Source organism: Bacillus sp. FSL K6-0994, assembly GCF_038630815.1.
Classification (GTDB): domain Bacteria; phylum Bacillota; class Bacilli; order Bacillales; family Bacillaceae; genus Bacillus; species Bacillus safensis.
Genome location: NZ_CP152043.1, coordinates 2995515 through 3014746, shown reverse-complemented (window position 1 = coordinate 3014746; position 19232 = coordinate 2995515). Strand labels below are relative to the sequence as shown.

Sequence of the window (19232 nt, the reverse complement as noted above, 5' to 3'; positions counted from 1 at the left end):
TCAAAGATCAATCTGTGACACGTTTTGCCGGCTTTCTTTTTTGACTATAGTTAAAGCAAGGAGCAAGAAAGGAGGCATGAAGATGAAAATAACAAGTAAAACCATTATCGGTTCAATTTTATTGTTTGTCGGTTTATCCATCTTCTTTGGTGGTTCATTTGGTGGACTGATCCCGGTTTTGATTGGGGCAGGCCTCATCTATGTAGGTGTTAAAAAATACGAAAAAGGCAGTAAAACCTTAGGTGTCATTCTAGCAGTCATTGGTGTATTGATCGTCGTGCAATTTTTGCCGTTTATACTTGGCATCGCATTTGCAGGGGTACTTCTTTATTTTGGCTGGTCGATGATCAATGGTGAATCTACCAAAAAATCATCAAGCAGAGCATATATGGAGCCAAACACGGCACCTAATACGGAAGAACCGCTTCACACGTCTTTTGATCAAGAATGGGAAGACTTTTTAAAGAAAAAATAAAAGGAGGAACATCAAATGGTATTAAGAAGAGTAAGAGATATGTTTGTTGCAACTGTCAATGAAGGCTTAGATAAATTGGAGAATCCGCGTGTCATGCTGAATCAATACGTTCGTGATATGGAGGATGATGTTGCGAAAGCGAAACATGCCATCATCAAACAGCAAACGATTCAGCAAGGCTTCCTGCGCAAAGCAGAAGAGACGGAAGCATTTGCTGAAAAGCGAAAGAAGCAGGCCGAGCTGGCATATCATGCGGGAGAAGAGGAGCTTGCACGAAAAGCGCTCACAGAAATGAAGTATTTTGAAGAAAAGCACAACGAATATCAGGAAGCCTACCAGCAATCTGTGAAACAATTGAAAGAGCTGAAAGAGCAATTGCAGCACTTAGAAACGAAGCTGCGTGATATAAAAGACAAGAAGCAGGCACTGATTGCAAGAGCCAATGCCGCACAGGCAAAGCAGCATATGAATGATTCCATCAATAAAGTAGACAGTGAAAGTGCATATAAAGAGTTTCTCCGAATGGAGAACCGTATTGAAGAAATGGAAACAAAAGCAGGCAGCTATGCACAATTTGCGGATCAAGGTGCATATGCTCATTTAGATTATGCCGACGAGGTTGAAAAAGAATGGCAGAAGCTGAAGCTCGAGAAAAAGCCTGAACAACAGCAAGCAAACGTATAGAGATCACATCGGAAGAAAAGCAGGCTTTTTCTTCCGATATTTGATTTCTTTCTGTTTCGCTTTTCCTTATAATGAAAAGGTCAGAAGATAAAGGGATGGTATGAATGAAGCGATTAATCGGTCTAATTTGTATACTTGTAGGTATCTTTTTAATGATTGGCATGCTTTTCAAAAATGAAGATCTCTTTCATTTAAGTTTTTCCCGTGAAAAACCAGTGACAAAAGCTTCAGCGAAAAAAGAGGAGATTGATCAATTAGATATTTCTCTTTCTGGGTTTCGCGTGAAGGTAAAACCTGAAAATCGTTCCGATATTTCCGTGACTGCTCTCAATGGAAAAGGGAAAATGTATGCGGAGCAAACAGGCGGTACCTTTAAAATTCGCGCTGAAAATAAAAGCTTCTTGTTTTTCACTCAATTTGAAAAAGGAGAGCTTTTAGTTAAAATTCCAACAGATTATCATAAAAATGTGAAGATTACGGGTGGAAGCGGAGTCAGCGAGATGAACGGAGAAGGAAAGCTGTCCCTTCAAGATGTGATACTCAAATCAACGAGCGGAAACCTCACAGCTCAGAATTTCTCAGCCAAAAATGTGGAAATCAAAGCAACCTCTGGCAGGCTGGCAGTGTCGCACATCGATGCGAAGGATAGTGATATTGGGGCAACTTCAGGGCGTGCCGATATTAATGATGTCAAAGGCGAGCTGCAATTGGGCATGACAAGCGGCCGGTTGACAGCAAGTTTTGATACAATTGAGTCACCTGTCTCCTTTCATATGACATCAGGGAGCGCGAAATTTAATTTGCCAGATGACGGAGATTTCAACGTTCAGGTGAAAAAAACAAGTGGAAGCGTCGATCACTCGTATGACTTTGATCAAGTGGATAGTGAAGGTCGAGGCTTTACAGGTACGCGGGGGAAAGGGACACATTTAGTCGATATTGAAATGACAAGTGGTAACCTCAAGCTGCGGTAATGAATGAAAGAAAGGAAGGAGGCGAGTCAACTGCGTTTTACAAGGAATCAAATTTTAGGCATCATTGTCGTGATATTTGGTATTAATTTATTTCTCAAAATTATTGGGATCGGAGCAGATTTGTTTTGGCCTGTGTTTTTTGCGCTGGCGGGTTATTGGCTGCACTCACGATCCAAACGTTGGCTCGGTTCAGTTTCCTATATTTTTGCCGGCTTTCTCTTCTTAAAATTTCTGCTCAATATTACATTTAGTTTAACAGGTTACTTATTTGCGGCCTTTTTGATTTATGCCGGCTATCGCTTATTGAAAAATAAACCTGTTTTTGATGTCGATAAAAAGGAAACATCAGACGATGGGAAGCCTTCACTGAAAGTCAATCTTGAAAAAAAGGACGATCAGAAGAAAACAAAAAGCCAGACAAAGCCGCGCAAAGAGCATGACTTTTTTATCGGTGAAGTCAGGCTGATGAAAAAGCCGTTTCAATTAAGTGATTTGACGATTTCAGGTTTTATTGGCGATGTTAAAATCGATTTATCAAAGGCGATCATCGCAGAAGAAGAGAGTACGATCGTGATTAGCGGGCTGATCGGAGATGTGGATATTTACGTACCGCAGGATATTGAAGTATGTGTGAGTGCTTCCGCCGCGATTGGTGATATGAAAATCATAGATGAAAAAAGAAGCGGGTTCGGCAGTAAAGTGTACGTGATGACCAACGATTACGATGAGAGCAAACGAAAAGTGAAAATCTCCATCTCTCTATTGATCGGAGATGTGGATGTGAGATACTTATGAGGAAATTCCATTTAGGCCTCCAGTGGCAATCTGTTCGTCTTGGCGTCGGTATCTCGCTCGGTGTTGTGACGATGACGACACTGCCGATGTTTTTTTATTATCAGCTTGATCCGATGATCCTGCTTTCTACCCGCTGGTTTGGCATACCGTTTTTTTGTATTTTACTCATCGTTAGTCTTGCGATTGGGATTTCTGCCGGGAGTGTATTTGGCTATCAGCATAAGAAGCGCCTCGATCAGCTTGTAGAGTCGATTTTGAAATTTGAAAATGGAAACTTTGCATACAGACTGCCGTCTCTTGGCGACGATGAAATTGGCTTAGCCGCCGATCAATTAAATGAAATGGCGAAGCGGGTGGAAGGGCAAGTAGCCTCTTTGCAAAAGCTTTCAAATGAACGGGCTGAATGGCAGGTTCAAATGAAGAAATCGGTCGTCTCAGAAGAGCGGCAGCGGCTTGCACGAGAGCTCCATGATGCGGTCAGTCAGCAGTTATTTGCGATTTCGATGATGACTTCAGCTATTCTTGAAGGCATGAAGGAAAAGGATGAAAAGATATTAAAGCAAATGCAGCTTGTCGAACGAATGGCTGGCGATGCACAAAATGAGATGCGTGCTCTTCTGCTTCATCTAAGACCGATCACGCTAGAAGGAAAAGACCTGAAAAAAGGCTTAATTGAGCTGCTAAATGAATTTCAAGCAAAGCAGCCGATTGATATTGATTGGGAAATCGAAGATGATGTTCCGTTATCTAAAGGAGTAGAGGACCACCTCTTCCGAATTGTGCAAGAAGCCCTGTCTAATGTATTTAGGCATGCAAAGGCGACAAAGGTAACTGTGCGCCTGCTCATAAGAAACCGGCAAGTGCAGCTAAAGATTATTGATAATGGTATCGGCTTTCAAACAGACCATGTGAAGACAGCCTCCTACGGACTTGAATCGATTCGAGAGAGAACAAGTGAAGTAGGCGGTGTCGCAGAGATTATGTCATTTGAGGGAAAAGGCACACAAATTGATGTGAAGGTTCCCATTTTTGATGAAGGAAAAGGAGAGAACGTTCGATGATTCGAGTGCTTTTAATCGACGATCACGAAATGGTGAGAATGGGTCTTGCGGCCTTTTTAGAGGCGCAGGCTGATATTGAAGTCATTGGTGAAGCGTCAGATGGACAAAAAGGTGTAGAGCTAGCCGTTGAATTAAAGCCAGATGTGATTTTAATGGATCTTGTCATGGAGGGGATGGATGGCATCGAAGCAACGAAAAGAATTTGTCAGGAAATTGAAGATGCCAAGATTATCGTTCTGACGAGCTTTATTGACGATGATAAAGTCTATCCAGTGATTGAGGCGGGTGCTTTAAGCTATTTATTAAAAACATCCAAGGCAGGAGAAATTGCTGATGCCATCAGATCTGCAAGTATCGGCGAACCAAGACTTGAATCAAAAGTGGCTGGAAAGGTCATGAATAAACTCCGTCATTCATCAAATGGGTCCATCCTTCACGATTCATTAACGGCAAGAGAAATGGAGATCTTGAAGCTGATTGCGGATGGGAAATCGAATAAGGTCATTGCCGAGGAATTATTTATTACAATTAAAACGGTGAAGACCCATATTACCAACATTCTTTCCAAACTTGATGTGGAAGATCGAACGCAGGCGGCTGTGTATGCGCACCGTCATAAGCTGATTCAATAAAAAAACAGCTTTCAAGTGAAAGCTGCTAGAACATGCGTAAAATTAGTCCTTCTGTCCTGTGATCGGACGTTCGGATAGTTGATGGAGCTCAGGAACTGGAAAAGCCTCCTGCTCCTTGGCCGGTTTTTCTTCCAGGGTTTTCTTCATTTCGGATAAAAGCTTTACGCTCTCCTTTGCTGCTGCCGCTTTTTTTTCCTGCAAATCAATGATCTGTGAAAGTCCGACGAATAATCCGCCTCCCAACAGAAGGAGCGCAGGGGTTTGTCCATAATAAACCACGATCAAAAATGTGCTTGAAAAGCTGTCGGCTTCAATGAAGAAATCTTCTTTTGATTGCGTGAATACAACGATTAACAGAAGTATCCCCAGAATCAAAAATAGAATGCCGGCCGAAAGTAAAGCTCGTTTCATGATTGACACCCTTTTTTTCTTACCATTTTAACATACTCTATAAAGATTGTGTTGCGCCCTTAGTCCCGAAGTCACGGATTTTCACATTTGCTTTGTAACGAATGTCCGATTCACTAAATATTTCATCCCAATGCTTCGCTTCTTTTCGAAAGTCCTTCGGATACGCAATACTCGCTTTTTGATAAAACCCGCAAATATCTGCTTTGATCTCATTCTGTAATTCCCCAATGAAATCTTTTACGTTTTTCTCTAATCGACGCTCCACAACACCTTCAATCTCTTGGAGATACTTTTCATTAAATGCATTTTCCCGCTCATTCCAATCCTCAGATAATCTTCCTTCAAGCGCCACTGACACATTAAATTGATATTTTCCGCTGGCTGTTTTATTCGTTTCAATGTTGTGTTTCAGTTTAAAAATCTCAAAAGAATAGATGCTGTGATCATATTCAAATTCAATGACTCCGCCTTCTCCGTCTCCGGTCAACAGGTTATACGACTGCACGGCTAACGGAGAGATGTTGGTGAGAAATCGTCTGTTCTTTATAATAGAGGCTCCGTCCAGCATTAATTTCCCTTGATCCACACCGACTTTCGGAACAGCAAAAGATACGTTGTTTTGCATAGCAGAAGAAATATCTCCTAATGAAGCGGGCTTGAGCATACGTATAGTCGATTTAGTATTCCTAGAAATATCATATAATGTAGAAGAAGCTGGCTGTCCATCGTCATTGATTTTCAGCAAGTCCCCAGGCTTCTCAGAAGTCATAAAGACAAGGCTTCCTCTCCGTGTTTCATTGTCGCGAATAAATTGATTAATGACGAGGTCGAAATTATTCTCATTGATGAGCTCCTCAGAAAATAAATACACCCTCAGCTGCTGGGCGAAAATCCGGTGACTCTTGAGCGTTGTTGTTCGGAATATTTGATGTACGGAATCACCACTAGTTTCAATAATCTTTGTTGGGTCTTTTACGCTGGATTCTTGCTCAATTTTTTGAGGAACAAGGACTTGCATAGATATTTTAAGCTTATGACCGTCATCTCCTTTATCTAAGCCAAAACCAATCGCCATGTTGAGCTCCTCAATATTGGTACTATCCCAGCATCCACTTAATAGAACAAGGGCCAGGTATGCAAAGGCCGCCTTTTTTTTCATGCTGCTTTCCGCCTCCTTTTAAAAAACACGATGATAAATAAGAGAAACGGGAGGATGCCGAATAAAAGGAAAAATAAATGGTTCACATAGGTTAAATAATCACGCACTGTATCAACATCCTTTGGGAAAACGGCGGCAAAGTAGATGACAATTCCCATCAACGCGAGCACGATCTTTTTTGGTAATTTTGTTAGTTTGGATACCCCCATTGCAGCAAAAAACGTATATCCTACAAAGCTCGTATAAAGCTGAACAAGCCAAACGATAAGCAAAAAAGATTCAATTCGCTCAATAAAAATCCCCTGTATATCGAACGATTGAAATAAAGCAATCGTCGGCCAAGTCAACGTCGCAGTTTCTTTCACGGTGAACGCACCAACGACAAGAATATAGGTGAAAATATAGATGATCGCAGGAATCAAAAAGCCGATTGCGCCATAAGCAAAGGTGTGTTTTTGCGTGTTCATATAGACAGGCATAAACAGCATCATTTCAATGCCGACAAACGAAATGGCTGATGCGTTAAGGGATTTGAAGACAGGGGAGAATCCCTCTCCTAAAACAGGCCGGAGGTTATCTAACTTAAATTCTTGAACACTGAGTCCATATGCAACAAATAAGATAATCAAGGTCACAATGAGGAAAAAAGGGCACAGTCTGGCAAAATCACCAATCCCGCCGACTACGAGATAAAGACCAACCAAAATAAAGCTGATCATTGTCACCGCTACAGGTGTGTTTTGAAGCAGAAAGAACTTCACCATTTCTGACATAGCCCGTACTTCATAGCTGGCAACGCCAAGAAAATAAACAATAATGAGCAGGTTAGCAAGAGCACCAATCCACTTTCCAAGCCCCTCATTTGTATAATCATAGTAAGAGGAGAAGGGGACTTTTTTCATCATAAGGACATTCACAAAAATAAATACAATGTAAATGACGCTCATGAGTAAGAGTGCAATCCAGCCATCAGGTGTAGTTGCAGCCTGTGCCATTGCTCTGGGCAGAATCATCATACTTGCACCTAATGTTGTATTGGCAATAATGGTACTTGCCTGATAGCTGGTGATCGACTCTTTATGATTGACCATATCGTTCTCCTTTCTTTTGATTTTTCAAAGGCAATCGAATGATGGAATTGTCTTCATTTTTATAGCTGAACACAAAGTCTGGCGAAAAATAAGGCGTACCAAAACTTTTTTGCCGTGTTAAATGGGTAAGGAGAACGAGCATGAACAGCACAATCCCATATAAACCCAAAGTAGCTGCCGTAAACATGGACACAAAGCGGAGCACGCGAAACGACATGCCCATCCCGTATTGAGGCACAGTAAAGGAAGCAAGGGCAATCACACTGACGATTATCACCATAATCGAGCTCACAATATGAGCCTGAACGGCCGCCTGCCCAATGACGACTCCGCCTACAAGTCCAATCGTTTGACCGAGCGGATTTGGCAGCCTTAAACCAGCTTCCCGCAGCAGCTCAATCGTTATCTCCATGATGAGTGCCTCCACAATAGGCGGAAAGGGGACATTTTCTCTTGTACTTGAGATCGAAATAGCCAGTGTTGTTGGTAAAAGTCCTTGATGGAAGGACACAAGCGCAATATAAATGGCTGATAAAAATAATGTCAGAAAGATAGAGGTAAACCGCAGCATACGAATGAGAGAGGCGGCGATCCACCTTTCATAATAATCATCAGGTGATTGCATAATCGTCGCGAGAGAAGCAGGTACAATTAACACAAAAGGTGAATGATCAACAAAAATGGCGACACGTCCATTATTTAAAGCAGATGCCACTTTATCCGGCCGTTCTGTGTTTTGGATTTGCGGGAAAGGCGAGTACACATTGTCCTCAATCAGTTCCTCAAGAACACCAGAATCTTGTATATCATCAATCGTGACCTGTTTGAGCCTTTTTTTCACTTCTTTTAAAACAGACGATTGAGCCATACCGTCAATGTACATGATGGTCACTTGGGTGTACTTTTTTTGACCAATTTTCATGTCGACGGTTTTAAGATTGGGGTTTTTCAAGCGCTGTCTCACAAGAGCTAAGTTCGTATCTAAATCTTCAATAAAGCCAATTTTCGGACCTCTCACAATTGTTTCAGAGGTAGCATCACCTATACTGCGTTTCTTCGTTCCATGCGTTTCTAAAATATACGCATGCTGAAATCCGTTAATCAGTACCACACAATGCCCTTCAAAAATCGCATCGACCAATTCCTCGGAGGTCTTCACCGAACGGGTGGTCATCATCGATAAATTGGATTCCAGCTTCTCTTTTGTGAGAGACGTATGATCTTGGAGAAGCAGCTTTAAAAAGGTTTGAATCTCCATCGTTTCGTTCATTTCTTTTATGTATAAATAGTAAACCACCTGTCCGTGAGGCAGTGTTTTTTTCTCATGGACCAAATCGTCCATTTCTTTTAATTGTGGAAGGATGACGGAGAGATTATCGTATAAGTGCTCTTTTAATGGAGTTTGGTTCATTTGGATCACCCGCCTCAAATCTTTTTCTTAGCATTACCTGCTTGAAAAAACAATATTCTGTGTTACATTATTTTGTGGTAAAAGAAAGAATGAGGGTTTTGGAGGAAACAAGATGGCACAGATTCGTTTAGCAGGAACAAAAGAGGAGATCGACCGTATTCTACAGTCGTTTGACAAGCATTATGAGGTGACCTATACATCAAAGGATTACGGAAAAACGAACCCAAAATATAAATATTCGAAGGATGTTCGCGTTTATATTGAACTAAAATTAAAATAAAGATAAAATTTTAATTGAAAACGCTTAAAGGATTTTCGTTTTTTGTATAGAATAGAGTTGAGTGATGAGAAGCTATGGAGGGATACATAATGACGGAATTTAGAATCGAAAAAGACACAATGGGCGAAATCAAAGTGCCGAAGGACAAGTTCTGGGGTGCACAAACACAACGAAGCAAAGAAAATTTCAAAATCGGTTCTGAGAAAATGCCAAAGGAAGTTGTGAATGCGTTTGCAATTTTGAAACGTAGCACAGCGATTGCGAACGAACGACTTGGCAACCTTGAAAGCGAAAAAGCAGAAGCAATTGCTGCTGTATGTGATGATATCATCAGCGGAAAGTATGACGAGCATTTCCCGCTTGTTGTTTGGCAGACAGGCAGTGGAACACAAAGTAACATGAACATGAACGAAGTCGTTGCAAACAGAGCAACTGCTTACTTGAAAGATAAAAATAGCGAGTTCAGCATTCACCCGAATGATGACGTTAACCGCAGCCAAAGCTCAAATGATACATTCCCAACGGCTATGCACGTGGCAGCTGTTTTAGCTGTGTACAAAAAATTGCTGCCTGCAATTGACCAGTTAAGAACAACTCTTGATGAGAAAGCAAAAGCGTATCAAGAGATTGTGAAAATCGGCCGTACGCACTTGCAGGATGCAACACCGCTGACAGTTGGTCAAGAGATTAGCGGCTGGGTATACATGCTGGATCGTTCAAAAGAAATGATTCTAGAATCAACTGAAAAAATGAGAGAATTAGCCATTGGCGGAACTGCTGTTGGTACAGGAATTAACGCACATCCTGAGTTCGGTCAATATGTTGCTGAGGAAATCAGCCAGCTGACAGGTCAAACTTTCAATTCTTCACCAAACAAATTCCATGCGCTGACAAGCCATGATGAAATTACGTATGCACACGGTGCCTTAAAAGCACTTGCAGCTGATTTAATGAAAATTGCCAATGATGTAAGATGGCTTGCAAGTGGTCCTCGCTGCGGAATTGGCGAATTGATCATTCCTGAAAATGAGCCGGGAAGCTCCATTATGCCAGGAAAAGTTAACCCAACCCAAAGTGAAGCATTAACTATGATTGCAGCGCAAATCATGGGGAATGATGCCACAATCGGTTTTGCGGCAAGCCAAGGAAACTTTGAGCTGAACGTATTTAAGCCAGTCATCATTTATAACTTCCTGCAATCAGTTGAACTACTTGCTGACGGCATGAACTCATTCCATGACAAGTGTGCAGTTGGAATCGAACCAAACCTTGAAACGATTGAGAAAAACTTGAACAATTCATTGATGCTTGTGACGGCACTTAACCCGCACATCGGATATGAAAATGCAGCAAAAATTGCGAAGCTTGCGCACAAAGAAGGATTAACACTAAAAGAAGCAGCACTTCAATTAGAGCTGTTAACTGAAGAGCAATTCGAGCAATTTGTGAAACCAGAGGAAATGGTGACACCGAAAGCAAAATAAGAAACCAGGGGCAGCTGCCCCTGGTTTTTTCATTGAAAATATGTGTTTACAAATGATCCTCTTTCAAAATACGCAAAAGTGAATCAGAATTGGTTTGAAGCGGTGCATATAATTTCAATTGGTACAGCATGCCTTTCACGATGACTTGTCTTGGTTTTTGTTTGTTTAATTCATTTTCCAGGATGCCAAGCGCTTCAAATAACTCAGGCTCGTCTTTCACTTCATAGTGTGCTTCAGCAATCTCTCTTAATTCCTTTAAAAGAGATTCTGTGAGCGGATCGAATGACCGTTCATAAATTGGACCAAACCAATCGCTCGCTTGATCTACAGAAATGAGAGGAAGATCATTTCGCTTCATCATACCGCCCATCAAATCATCGATACGATGAATCATGGTTTTGGCAAGCTCTTCTGCTTCCAGCTGAAAATCATATAAAATGGCAAGCTCGAAATAAACGTGGCTCATGCCCTCAATCGTCAAACATAAATCAGCCATATATGGAATAGCAGCGTCTCCATACACTTGTTTAATGTTATCGATGTGAAGCTGGATGGTTGCAAGCCTAATTTGTTTTGCGAGCTGCTGCGTTTCTTCATTCAATGGAAGCGCCCTGTCGCTCAGCTGCATTTTAATAAAATCCTTTTGCTGCAAAATATTATCGTAATAGACAGTGAGCTGTTTGCGGTAGGCTTCTTTTGGTGTGCCGCCCTCTGTTTGAACCTCATGAATCCGGGTAAATACCTTATCGTAATAGTAATGAAGGATCGAAATGAGCAGTGCTTCCTTTGATTTAAAATAAAGATAAAAAGCACCCTTTGACATGTGGCATTCATCTGCAATTTCCTGAACAGACGTTGTGTTATAGCCTTTGCTGGCAAATAATTTCATGCCAGCCTCAATGATCATTTTTTCTTTCTTTTTCAAAATGAATGTCATCCTTTCTTACCGAGAGACAAATGTCTTAGGAAACGTGCGCAAAGAGATGTGACTTATCGGTCATAAACGACGAAAGTTTTCAAAAATTAATCAGATTGTAACTTGTTTTTTACAGTGTAATTCTTTATATTATAAAGTAAGGTGACCAACTGGTCAAAATATGTGAAAGGATGATGTTCCATGAGAGAAATCGATGATATGATTAGACGCCTGCGAACAAAAGGGATTCAAGTAGAAAAAGTCAAAATGCCGAAAGAGACAACCATTGAAAAGAAATGGATGTATCAAGCTGGCAAAAAGATCAAAGCCACATACCGTGATTTCAATGGGTATTCATTCATCTAAAAAAGACTGCGGTCAAAAACCTACAGTCTCTTCTTTGGAACCATAATTGTATAACGTACACCTAGATCATCATTTTCAATAGATATGGACGCTTGATGCATCGAAAGAATTCGTTTGACAATGCTTAATCCAATACCGAATTCGCCCTTTTTTCCCTTACTAAAAGGCTCGTATAGGTTGGACAGCATATGTTCTTCAATTGGAGGACCGTCATTACGAATGACAATGCGGATTTGATCCTCTTCCTGTTTCATCTGAATATCAATCTTACTTTTTGCGTACCGAAGTTGATTTTCTAGTACATTCTCAAATAATTTGCTCCATTGTTCTGGATCGCCTTCAAGAGCAGCCTCATCATCTAAGTCCACGTTCCACTGCAATTCATTTTTCGACCAGCGTATTCGGTCGACCACTTCCAGCATCGTATTACTGAGTAGGAAGGAAGAATGTGCGGGATGTTGTTTTGATAAATAATCAAGCTTTGTTAAGTACAGCAGATCCTTGATTTTCTTCTCAAGCTTTTCCGCTTCACCTTCAATGACTTCCACCGTTTGTTCAAGATCTCCCTTAGGAAAAATACCATCTTTAATGGACTGAGTGTAGCCGCGGATGACCATGACAGGTGTCTTTAAGTCATGTGAAATATTCTGCAAAAGTGTCCGTTCTGTTTCATCTTTTTGAATGAGTTTTTGTCTCATTTCTTCAATGGTATGACCAAGTTTGCCAATTTCATCTTGCCGGTCAACGATGACAGGATCGTCCCAGTCCTCTTGGGCAATCCGTTTGACGTGCTTTTCAAACGCAACGATTGGTCGGGATAAATAGCGGGCAAGCCAAATCGATGGAATCCAGCTTAGTAAAATAACGGTGCCTAAGATAAAGATCAGCTGTTTAAACAGCGTAAAGGACAGGTCATCTCGATAAGAATCTGGTGCATAGGACAGAAGAATATATTGTGTATTGCCTGATGATACCTTTTTGATGACAAAAAAGATATGCTGGCCGTTCACCTCTTCAGAATACCGTTTCGTTGCGCTTTTTTGTTTTTTCACAAACGATTGGATTTTCTCAATAAAAGCATGCGGAAAAAACTGCGCCATTTGATCTAATTCATCTGATGGGATCAAAATGTGCTGCACGGAGCGGTTTTCCGGTGTCGATTTTGGCGAGCCGTCTCGGTTCAATGGATATTCTGTCAGCACTTGCTGTTCATTTTCGATATTTTTATAAATTTCATTTGTGAAGAAGTCACGTAATGTATTGGAAAATAGAATAATCAGGACAATGGAAATGGTGAGCAAAATGCCAGAGATCACGACCCAAATTTGAAAAGCGAGCGGTTTGTTCTTCATCCTTTAAGCATCCTATAGCCAAATCCATAGATGGTCTCGACCTTTAAGTCGGGCATTTTTTTGCGCAGCCGTCTAACAAGGTCATCCACCACTCGATCTGTCCCGAAGTAATCGTGTCCCCAAATCTTGACGAGGATATCTTCACGAGAAAAAGCATGTCCCTGGTGATGTGTAAATAAAAGCAGCAAGTCAAATTCCTTAGAAGTTAAGTTAATGAGCTGTCCCTCTTCATAGACCTCTCTTACATCCTCATGAATGACATAAGAAGAAACTGAAGTGACGCTTTGCTGCGGTGTATCGCTGTTTTTATACACAAGCTCCAGCAGCTTTTGAACCCGAATGATCAGCTCACGCGGAAGAAACGGCTTCGCAATATAATCACTGCTTCCCAGCTCTAAACCGAGGACACGGTCGATATCTGCATCCCGGGCTGAAATGAAAATGACCGGTACGTCAGGTGATGCGGCTTTAATTTCTTTTATGAGGGTATAGCCGTCTGTATCAGGTAGCATGATATCTAAAATCCATAGATGCGGCGGCTTGTTCATTGCCTCGCGTGCCGCTTCTCCGGTTAAAAAAGAGGAGACATTCCAACCTTCACTCTCTAAATATTTGGTTAACAGTTCATTTAAATTTTGTTCATCTTCAACTAAATAAATGGTGTACGACAAAGTCTTCCACATCCTCTCAACGTCATTATAACGGGATACAAAGGCGGCATGTCAACAATCACACGCTTTTTTCACAATTTCACATATTCTTCTCATCATTATCCCATAATGTTTGATTATGATAAGGTCAAGGGAAAAAAGGGCATAGACAAAAGGCGGATGAATAGGTGCTTTTCATCAATGTGCGCACCTTGCTTTTTTTCTATGAATAAGTATTATATAATTTGACATATTGCCATAAAGTATTTTTCAATGATCTTTCCATTAAGAGGACCTGAGTCCTATCTAGACATATGAATGAAACATGATGTAAAGGAGTGCAAGCGATGGATTTCCGAAGAGAAGATGAAGAGAATAAGATGAATCATCCAGAAAATCAAGACAATGAAATGAATCATCAAAAAGATACCCATCAAGAGAATGAGAAACAAATAGACGCACCAGAAAAAGAGAAGGAACTTGTTTTTCACCAGCATGAAAACGAAGCATCTGCCACCCATGAGAGTGTGACAAATCATTCTCCTCAAATGGTGGATGACCGTGCGTCGAAAAAAGAGAAAAAGCGGAAGGCGGCATGGCTGAGCCCGATTCTTGGAGGAATTATTGGCGGTGGTCTTGTACTTGGCATTACACCGCTTTTGCCGCAGTCACAGGATACAGCTGCCAACACGCAAACGCAGACAGCATCAAGCGAGCCGGCAGCCTCAGATAATTTCTCGACAAAACAAATCACCAATGCCACAAATGTGGCTGATATGGTAGAAGATTTAGAGCCAACCATTGTTGGGGTCTCAAACTATCAATCTACACAAAATTCGTTTGGCCTGAGCGGTGATCAAACAGAAGCTGAAGCTGGAACAGGCTCTGGTGTCATCTTCAAAAAAGATGGCAAAAAAGCGTACATTATTACAAATAACCATGTTGTCGAAGGTGCCAATAAAATCAAGGTCACCCTTTATGATGGAAAAACGAAAGACGCAAAGCTTGTCGGCAGTGATGTCATGACAGATTTAGCCGTTGTTGAAATGAACGCAGACGGTATTGATAAAGTGGCGAGCTTTGGTGATTCTTCTAAGCTTCGTGCTGGAGATAAAGTCATTGCCATTGGGAATCCGCTCGGTGCACAGTTCTCAGGTACTGTGACAGAAGGAATTATTAGTGGTCTTGATCGTACTGTAGAAGCAAATACGTCATCTGGTACGGTGGAGATGAATGTGCTGCAAACAGATGCAGCGATTAACCCAGGAAACAGCGGGGGGCCACTGATCAATACTGACGGTCAAGTCATTGGCATCAACAGCTTGAAAATCAGCGAAAGCGGTGTGGAATCACTCGGATTTGCGATCCCAAGTAACGATGTCAAACCGATTGTAGATGAGCTGTTGAAAAATGGAAAAGTTGAACGTCCATACCTTGGCGTACAAATGATTGACCTTGAGCAAGTGCCTGAGACATATCAGGAAAATACGCTCGGCTTATTTGATAAACAAATCGGCAAAGGCATTTACGTAAAGGATGTTTCAAAAGGTTCACCTGCACAAAAAGCAGGCTTGAAATCTGGAGATGTCATCATCAAGTTCAAAGGGAAAGACGTAGTGAACAGCTCTCAGCTGAAAGAAATTCTTTACAAAGAAACAAAAGTCGGCGATAAAACCACAATGACTGTCATCCGTGAAGGAAAGAACAAAAATCTAGATATTACCCTTGGACAGTCAGATAGCGAATAAATAAAAAAACAGGTGGATGTCAACATATCCACCTGTTTTTTTGTGCTTATTTTTTTGAAGAGAGTGTACGTAGTATGATCCGTTCCCACATGTTCCAAGGCAGAAGCTGCTTTGCTGTGAATGAAAGCCGTACGCCTTTTCCAACAAGATATCTCAGCCGTTTCAGCCGCTTCTTTTCTGCTAATCGTACAACAAGCTCTGCCACTTCACGAGGATCTCCATAGTTGGATTTCTGGGCATCAATATGGGCCATCATCTTTTGATAGAGTTTTGTGTATTTCGATCCTTCTGCTGGCTGAATCATTTGCTCGTTCATGGAGGTGTTCCAAATATTCGTCTGGAAAGAGCCTGGCTCGATCAAGGCCGCCTGTATACCGAACGAAGCCAGTTCAATCCGCAAGCTTTCTGTATAGCCTTCCAACGCAAACTTAGACGATACATATGGAGAAAGTGCAGGCATCCCCATTAATCCGCTGATGCTGCTCATATTGAAAATCTTTGCACCACTCGTCATAAACGGCAGCACTGCTTGGGTCATTTCCATCACACCGAAGACATTCACTTCAAATTGCTGGCGGTACGTGTCGACAGGAACCTCCTCCGCAAAACCAGCAAAGGCTGTTCCCGCATTGTTCACAAGCAGGGTAATGGGTGCATAGGCATGAAGCTTCTTCTGAAATGCTTGAATCGACTGCGTATCGGTCACATCTAACGCTTCAATATGTATCATGCCAGATAAAGAGTCTTGATCAATTTCTTCAGCGAGCTTTTTGGCATTGGTTTCCTGTCTGACGCCGGCAATCACTGTATAGCCCCGCTTGGCGAGACGCATCGTGATGAGCTTGCCAAAGCCGCTATTGGCACCAGTTACAATGGCTGTTCTTTTCATCATCCCATTCTCCTTTTTGTTTCAATTTATCATAGTGCGATGTTTTATTGAATAACGAAAAGGAGCTTGGAGAAGAATAAAAAGCGATGCTGTGAAATAGGAGGAAACACATGATGTGTTGGAAGAAGGCGGGACGAATAGGAGTGCTGCTCTTTATGCTGTCCGGCTGTCAATCAGTTGAACCGTTACAACAAACACATGAAGCAGAAGCAGAAAGTCTGTCAGCTGTTCAAATGAAGGAACTGCCATTTCAGCATGTGCATCTGCATGTACAATATGGACAGAAAAACGAATTATACGAAGCGACTTATCGTCAGGCAAGAGGCAAAGAGGAAGCGATCATCCGTGATCATATGAATGGGGTCCGCTATGAAGGAGAAGAAGCCTTGCGCGAAATGAAGATGAAGCTGAATGATATGTCGATTCCTAGTGAAAAGATCAATGAAGTGTATGTAAAGGAACTATTAGCTGCTTTTAATTTAGATGATGATTATCAGCGGATACAGATCGATCTGAAGCTAGAAGATGGGACCAAACGTACATTCCAAAGGAAGAAATAAACGAGAGTTTCTCATTTTTTAATTGAAAATGATTTTCAAGATCACTTAAATCTGATACACTAAATTGAGATAAGTGATCTTTTACGTCTGTACATAGACGATATTTCATATAAAAATTTGGATGAGAAAAGGAGCGTTTGAGCGGAATGAGTGCCATTTCTACTGAAGGTTTAAGCTTAGGCTACGGAGAAACAATGATCATCGATGAACTAAATGTATCAATCCCTAAGGGTGAAATCACAGTATTTATTGGCAGTAATGGATGCGGTAAATCCACGCTACTTCGCTCTTTGGCCCGTCTCATGAAGCCAATGGGTGGTTCTGTCCTGCTTGAAGGTCATTCCATTGCAAAATTACCTACAAAAGAAGTAGCAAAACAACTCGCCATTCTTCCACAAGGACCAGAAGCGCCAGAAGGATTAACCGTGCATCAGTTAGTGAAGCAAGGCAGATATCCTTATCAAAATTGGCTGAAGCAGTGGTCGAAGCAAGATGAAGAAGCAGTGAACCGCGCATTAAAGTCAACAAAGATGGAAGACCTTGCTGATCGGACCGTTGATTCATTATCAGGTGGACAAAGGCAGCGTGCATGGATTGCGATGACGCTGGCCCAAGAGACCGATATTATTTTGTTAGATGAGCCGACGACATATTTAGACATGACGCATCAAATCGAAATTTTGGACCTTCTGTTTGATTTAAATGAGAAAGAGCAGCGCACAATTGTGATGGTTCTTCATGACCTCAATCTTGCATGCAGATATGCTCATCATCTTGTGGCGATTAAAGACAAGTCAATCTATGCAGAAGGCAGACCAGAAACAGTGATTAATTGTGATCTCGTGAAAAATGTCTTTGATATGAATTGCCAAGTGACAACAGATCCTTTATTTGGAACACCATTATGTATTCCGCACGGTAGAGGACGCTGTATTGTGCAGCAAGCGCAAGCTGAAACATTTCTTGCTGCAAGATAATCGTATGTCAAAAGCCTGACATCTGTATCTCACAGAGTCAGGCTTTTTTCTGAAAAAGGAGCGGAATATCAATGGGAAATGAATTAGATGAAAAGCTGGAAGGCTTGCTTGATAAATATACAGAGCTGCTGCTCGGTGAATCAACAGACGAGCTGAAACAAGATGTGAAACAGTGGGTGATCTACTCTCATATTGCAAAAAGCATGCCGCCGCTAGCAAAGCATTTCAATGAAACGTATCCAGAAGCAAAAGAAGAAATCAAACACACGATTCAACGGATCAAACAGTTGAACGAAGCTCATCGCGCCAATAAAGACCGTTAAAAAACTGCCAGCACTAGACTGGCAGTTTTTTTCTTATGACATTTGTGATGAACCGTACGGCGATTGATCTGTCAGTGTTTGCTGGAATTTCTGGTGTGCCTGCTGGAGCTTTTGCTGATCAGCGGCTTCAACAGAATACCAGCCATATCGGAACATGACATCATATAAATGTCTTTGTGTTTTCTGTGTTTCCAGTGCAATTCGCTGAATATCCTGATAAAGAGATTCATGACTGAATTCATTGAGCGCTGTGTTGTATCCGTTTGTCATATATTTTTCAGTCGACAAGAGATCTGTGACAAAATCACGATCGTTCATGTTGGTTGTTGTGGGAACCGGAGTTTGTGGATTCCCGATTTTTTGTTGGTTTTGCTGTTCCATGTTTTTTCCTCCTATTGCATAAAGCCAGTAGACTGGCCTTGCCCTGAGCTGCCTAAATGCTGAAGAATTTGTGTGTAATGCTGATGATGCATTTGGCCAACTTGATTTAATTCTTGTTTCAATGTTTGGTCCTGGCAATGCTCGGCCATAAAATGAGCCTTTTTCATGGCGATCAAGTTCCAGTTGAGCATATCCTCTAAGTACAAGGAATCCTTCACTGAAATGACTTCTGGGGGCATATTCATTTGCTGATTATTCAACATGTGTTCCTCCTTACGAATTTGTTTCCTTACTGATTCTTTTTATATTGCTGATTTTGACTGGTTTTTTTCCCGCCAAGGTCTGCTTCCTGTGATGGACCTGCGTTTCCTTTTACACTTGCAGCACTTACGCCTGCTTTCGATGGGTTTTTCTTCAAACGAGACATGTGGACATCACCTCCATTCTTACAATTCCCTCTCATCTGTAATTCATACGCCGCAAACGGAGGCACACGAGAATGTGTAAATTTTTGAAATCTGCTATTGAACTGTTTCGGAAAATCTTTTAAGATAAAGAAAGAGGCATTGCTTTTTTTTGGACAAAAAATGAATGACTGTTCATTCAAAATGTT

General features: G+C 41.4%; 24 protein-coding genes. 13 read left to right on the top strand and 11 right to left on the bottom strand.

Annotation, left to right across the window (positions count from 1 at the left end; genetic code table 11):
* The first annotated feature begins 82 nt into the window (after nucleotides 1-82).
* The 6 genes from MHB69_RS15850 to MHB69_RS15825 all read left to right on the top strand — a co-directional run bounded on the left by MHB69_RS15850 (nucleotide 83) and on the right by MHB69_RS15825 (nucleotide 4621).
* Entirely contained in the window at nucleotides 83-475 is a 393-nt protein-coding gene (locus MHB69_RS15850; RefSeq protein WP_041115718.1) for a membrane protein, read from the top strand.
* Nucleotides 476-490: 15 nt separating this feature from the next.
* Nucleotides 491-1159 (top strand): PspA/IM30 family protein, encoded by a 669-nt coding sequence (locus MHB69_RS15845; RefSeq protein WP_024423427.1) that lies wholly within the window; start codon nucleotides 491-493, stop codon nucleotides 1157-1159.
* A gap of 104 nt (nucleotides 1160-1263) precedes the next feature.
* Complete coding sequence (locus tag MHB69_RS15840) at nucleotides 1264-2133, top strand: DUF4097 domain-containing protein (protein ID WP_217008748.1); 870 nt, start codon at nucleotides 1264-1266, stop codon at nucleotides 2131-2133.
* Nucleotides 2134-2136: 3 nt separating this feature from the next.
* Nucleotides 2137-2928 (top strand): cell wall-active antibiotics response protein LiaF, encoded by a 792-nt coding sequence (gene liaF, locus MHB69_RS15835; protein WP_170825847.1) that lies wholly within the window; start codon nucleotides 2137-2139, stop codon nucleotides 2926-2928.
* Nucleotides 2925-3989, top strand: coding sequence for a two-component system sensor histidine kinase LiaS (gene liaS / locus MHB69_RS15830; protein ID WP_034280874.1), 1065 nt, complete (start codon nucleotides 2925-2927; stop codon nucleotides 3987-3989). Before liaF ends, liaS begins: the two co-directional genes overlap by 4 nt.
* The gene (locus tag MHB69_RS15825; RefSeq protein WP_024423423.1) at nucleotides 3986-4621 is read left to right on the top strand and encodes a response regulator transcription factor; all 636 of its coding nucleotides are present in this window, start codon (nucleotides 3986-3988) and stop codon (nucleotides 4619-4621) included. Before liaS ends, MHB69_RS15825 begins: the two co-directional genes overlap by 4 nt.
* Before the next feature lie 42 nt (nucleotides 4622-4663).
* Here MHB69_RS15825 and MHB69_RS15820 read toward each other — a convergent pair whose 3' ends face one another.
* Genes MHB69_RS15820 through MHB69_RS15805 form a run of 4 tightly spaced genes read right to left on the bottom strand, consistent with a single transcriptional unit; the run spans nucleotide 4664 to nucleotide 8693 of the window.
* A complete protein-coding gene (locus tag MHB69_RS15820) occupies nucleotides 4664-5032 on the bottom strand; it encodes a hypothetical protein (protein WP_034280872.1) in 369 nt (122 codons plus the stop codon).
* A gap of 37 nt (nucleotides 5033-5069) precedes the next feature.
* The gene (locus MHB69_RS15815) at nucleotides 5070-6191 is read right to left on the bottom strand and encodes a Ger(x)C family spore germination protein (protein WP_144496375.1); all 1122 of its coding nucleotides are present in this window, start codon (nucleotides 6189-6191) and stop codon (nucleotides 5070-5072) included.
* Nucleotides 6188-7282, bottom strand: coding sequence for an endospore germination permease (locus tag MHB69_RS15810; RefSeq protein ID WP_061110063.1), 1095 nt, complete (start codon nucleotides 7280-7282; stop codon nucleotides 6188-6190). The genes MHB69_RS15815 and MHB69_RS15810 overlap by 4 nt, the downstream gene beginning before the upstream one ends.
* Entirely contained in the window at nucleotides 7269-8693 is a 1425-nt protein-coding gene (locus tag MHB69_RS15805) for a spore germination protein (protein ID WP_065215188.1), read from the bottom strand. The genes MHB69_RS15810 and MHB69_RS15805 overlap by 14 nt, the downstream gene beginning before the upstream one ends.
* 112 nt (nucleotides 8694-8805) lie before the next feature.
* Between MHB69_RS15805 and MHB69_RS15800 the strand changes: the two genes are divergently transcribed.
* Together MHB69_RS15800 and fumC are read left to right on the top strand one after the other, a co-directional pair.
* Nucleotides 8806-8973 (top strand): YvzF family protein, encoded by a 168-nt coding sequence (locus MHB69_RS15800; RefSeq protein ID WP_003213147.1) that lies wholly within the window; start codon nucleotides 8806-8808, stop codon nucleotides 8971-8973.
* Between the two features lie 89 nt (nucleotides 8974-9062).
* Complete coding sequence (gene fumC / locus MHB69_RS15795) at nucleotides 9063-10457, top strand: class II fumarate hydratase (protein ID WP_024423418.1); 1395 nt, start codon at nucleotides 9063-9065, stop codon at nucleotides 10455-10457.
* Nucleotides 10458-10503: 46 nt separating this feature from the next.
* On the opposite strand, the gene MHB69_RS15790 is transcribed toward fumC, so the two are convergent.
* Nucleotides 10504-11382 carry a TetR/AcrR family transcriptional regulator gene (locus tag MHB69_RS15790; RefSeq protein WP_034280864.1) on the bottom strand — a complete coding sequence of 293 codons (879 nt, stop codon included), beginning with the start codon at nucleotides 11380-11382 and terminating at the stop codon, nucleotides 10504-10506.
* A 192-nt stretch (nucleotides 11383-11574) separates the two neighbouring features.
* Between MHB69_RS15790 and spxO the strand changes: the two genes are divergently transcribed.
* Nucleotides 11575-11739 (top strand): anti-adapter protein SpxO, encoded by a 165-nt coding sequence (gene spxO / locus MHB69_RS15785; RefSeq protein WP_003212782.1) that lies wholly within the window; start codon nucleotides 11575-11577, stop codon nucleotides 11737-11739.
* 20 nt (nucleotides 11740-11759) lie between these two features.
* On the opposite strand, the gene MHB69_RS15780 is transcribed toward spxO, so the two are convergent.
* Entirely contained in the window at nucleotides 11760-13091 is a 1332-nt protein-coding gene (locus tag MHB69_RS15780) for a HAMP domain-containing sensor histidine kinase (protein ID WP_034280863.1), read from the bottom strand.
* Nucleotides 13088-13762 (bottom strand): response regulator transcription factor, encoded by a 675-nt coding sequence (locus MHB69_RS15775; protein ID WP_034280861.1) that lies wholly within the window; start codon nucleotides 13760-13762, stop codon nucleotides 13088-13090. Before MHB69_RS15775 ends, MHB69_RS15780 begins: the two co-directional genes overlap by 4 nt.
* 326 nt (nucleotides 13763-14088) lie before the next feature.
* On the opposite strand from MHB69_RS15775, the gene MHB69_RS15770 reads away from it, so the two are divergent.
* The gene (locus MHB69_RS15770; RefSeq protein ID WP_098677574.1) at nucleotides 14089-15489 is read left to right on the top strand and encodes a trypsin-like peptidase domain-containing protein; all 1401 of its coding nucleotides are present in this window, start codon (nucleotides 14089-14091) and stop codon (nucleotides 15487-15489) included.
* Nucleotides 15490-15535: 46 nt separating this feature from the next.
* Here the strand turns inward: MHB69_RS15770 and MHB69_RS15765 are convergent, their stop codons facing one another.
* The gene (locus MHB69_RS15765; RefSeq protein WP_098677575.1) at nucleotides 15536-16378 is read right to left on the bottom strand and encodes an oxidoreductase; all 843 of its coding nucleotides are present in this window, start codon (nucleotides 16376-16378) and stop codon (nucleotides 15536-15538) included.
* Between the two features lie 113 nt (nucleotides 16379-16491).
* On the opposite strand from MHB69_RS15765, the gene MHB69_RS15760 reads away from it, so the two are divergent.
* From MHB69_RS15760 to MHB69_RS15750, 3 genes are all read left to right on the top strand, one after another.
* A complete protein-coding gene (locus MHB69_RS15760) occupies nucleotides 16492-16938 on the top strand; it encodes a YusW family protein (RefSeq protein WP_176544474.1) in 447 nt (148 codons plus the stop codon).
* Nucleotides 16939-17084: 146 nt separating this feature from the next.
* Nucleotides 17085-17915 carry an ABC transporter ATP-binding protein gene (locus tag MHB69_RS15755; RefSeq protein ID WP_008347057.1) on the top strand — a complete coding sequence of 277 codons (831 nt, stop codon included), beginning with the start codon at nucleotides 17085-17087 and terminating at the stop codon, nucleotides 17913-17915.
* A 71-nt stretch (nucleotides 17916-17986) separates the two neighbouring features.
* A complete protein-coding gene (locus MHB69_RS15750; RefSeq protein WP_024423411.1) occupies nucleotides 17987-18238 on the top strand; it encodes a YusU family protein in 252 nt (83 codons plus the stop codon).
* 33 nt (nucleotides 18239-18271) lie between these two features.
* Here the strand turns inward: MHB69_RS15750 and MHB69_RS15745 are convergent, their stop codons facing one another.
* Genes MHB69_RS15745 through MHB69_RS15735 form a run of 3 tightly spaced genes read right to left on the bottom strand, consistent with a single transcriptional unit; the run spans nucleotide 18272 to nucleotide 19046 of the window.
* Nucleotides 18272-18619 (bottom strand): spore coat protein, encoded by a 348-nt coding sequence (locus MHB69_RS15745; RefSeq protein ID WP_041088340.1) that lies wholly within the window; start codon nucleotides 18617-18619, stop codon nucleotides 18272-18274.
* Between the two features lie 11 nt (nucleotides 18620-18630).
* The gene (locus MHB69_RS15740) at nucleotides 18631-18882 is read right to left on the bottom strand and encodes a hypothetical protein (protein WP_048237393.1); all 252 of its coding nucleotides are present in this window, start codon (nucleotides 18880-18882) and stop codon (nucleotides 18631-18633) included.
* Nucleotides 18883-18908: 26 nt separating this feature from the next.
* The gene (locus tag MHB69_RS15735) at nucleotides 18909-19046 is read right to left on the bottom strand and encodes a YuzL family protein (protein WP_003212904.1); all 138 of its coding nucleotides are present in this window, start codon (nucleotides 19044-19046) and stop codon (nucleotides 18909-18911) included.
* Nucleotides 19047-19232: the final 186 nt, after the last annotated feature.

What these genes read in the sequence shown, in the direction of transcription:
- MHB69_RS15815 (WP_144496375.1), bottom strand. Translation starts at nt 6,191, where the DNA reads ATGAAAAAAAAGGCGGCCTTTGCATACCTGGCCCTTGTTCTATTAAGT.
- MHB69_RS15780 (WP_034280863.1), bottom strand. Translation starts at nt 13,091, where the DNA reads ATGAAGAACAAACCGCTCGCTTTTCAAATTTGGGTCGTGATCTCTGGC.
- MHB69_RS15845 (WP_024423427.1), top strand. Translation starts at nt 491, where the DNA reads ATGGTATTAAGAAGAGTAAGAGATATGTTTGTTGCAACTGTCAATGAA.
- MHB69_RS15800 (WP_003213147.1), top strand. Translation starts at nt 8,806, where the DNA reads ATGGCACAGATTCGTTTAGCAGGAACAAAAGAGGAGATCGACCGTATT.
- MHB69_RS15745 (WP_041088340.1), bottom strand. Translation starts at nt 18,619, where the DNA reads ATGGAACAGCAAAACCAACAAAAAATCGGGAATCCACAAACTCCGGTT.
- MHB69_RS15735 (WP_003212904.1), bottom strand. Translation starts at nt 19,046, where the DNA reads ATGTCTCGTTTGAAGAAAAACCCATCGAAAGCAGGCGTAAGTGCTGCA.
- MHB69_RS15755 (WP_008347057.1), top strand. Translation starts at nt 17,085, where the DNA reads ATGAGTGCCATTTCTACTGAAGGTTTAAGCTTAGGCTACGGAGAAACA.
- MHB69_RS15840 (WP_217008748.1), top strand. Translation starts at nt 1,264, where the DNA reads ATGAAGCGATTAATCGGTCTAATTTGTATACTTGTAGGTATCTTTTTA.
- MHB69_RS15765 (WP_098677575.1), bottom strand. Translation starts at nt 16,378, where the DNA reads ATGAAAAGAACAGCCATTGTAACTGGTGCCAATAGCGGCTTTGGCAAG.
- liaF (WP_170825847.1), top strand. Translation starts at nt 2,137, where the DNA reads ATGAAAGAAAGGAAGGAGGCGAGTCAACTGCGTTTTACAAGGAATCAA.
- MHB69_RS15750 (WP_024423411.1), top strand. Translation starts at nt 17,987, where the DNA reads ATGGGAAATGAATTAGATGAAAAGCTGGAAGGCTTGCTTGATAAATAT.
- MHB69_RS15740 (WP_048237393.1), bottom strand. Translation starts at nt 18,882, where the DNA reads ATGTTGAATAATCAGCAAATGAATATGCCCCCAGAAGTCATTTCAGTG.
- liaS (WP_034280874.1), top strand. Translation starts at nt 2,925, where the DNA reads ATGAGGAAATTCCATTTAGGCCTCCAGTGGCAATCTGTTCGTCTTGGC.
- MHB69_RS15770 (WP_098677574.1), top strand. Translation starts at nt 14,089, where the DNA reads ATGGATTTCCGAAGAGAAGATGAAGAGAATAAGATGAATCATCCAGAA.
- MHB69_RS15810 (WP_061110063.1), bottom strand. Translation starts at nt 7,282, where the DNA reads ATGGTCAATCATAAAGAGTCGATCACCAGCTATCAGGCAAGTACCATT.
- MHB69_RS15850 (WP_041115718.1), top strand. Translation starts at nt 83, where the DNA reads ATGAAAATAACAAGTAAAACCATTATCGGTTCAATTTTATTGTTTGTC.
- MHB69_RS15805 (WP_065215188.1), bottom strand. Translation starts at nt 8,693, where the DNA reads ATGAACCAAACTCCATTAAAAGAGCACTTATACGATAATCTCTCCGTC.
- MHB69_RS15825 (WP_024423423.1), top strand. Translation starts at nt 3,986, where the DNA reads ATGATTCGAGTGCTTTTAATCGACGATCACGAAATGGTGAGAATGGGT.
- MHB69_RS15820 (WP_034280872.1), bottom strand. Translation starts at nt 5,032, where the DNA reads ATGAAACGAGCTTTACTTTCGGCCGGCATTCTATTTTTGATTCTGGGG.
- spxO (WP_003212782.1), top strand. Translation starts at nt 11,575, where the DNA reads ATGAGAGAAATCGATGATATGATTAGACGCCTGCGAACAAAAGGGATT.
- fumC (WP_024423418.1), top strand. Translation starts at nt 9,063, where the DNA reads ATGACGGAATTTAGAATCGAAAAAGACACAATGGGCGAAATCAAAGTG.
- MHB69_RS15760 (WP_176544474.1), top strand. Translation starts at nt 16,492, where the DNA reads ATGTGTTGGAAGAAGGCGGGACGAATAGGAGTGCTGCTCTTTATGCTG.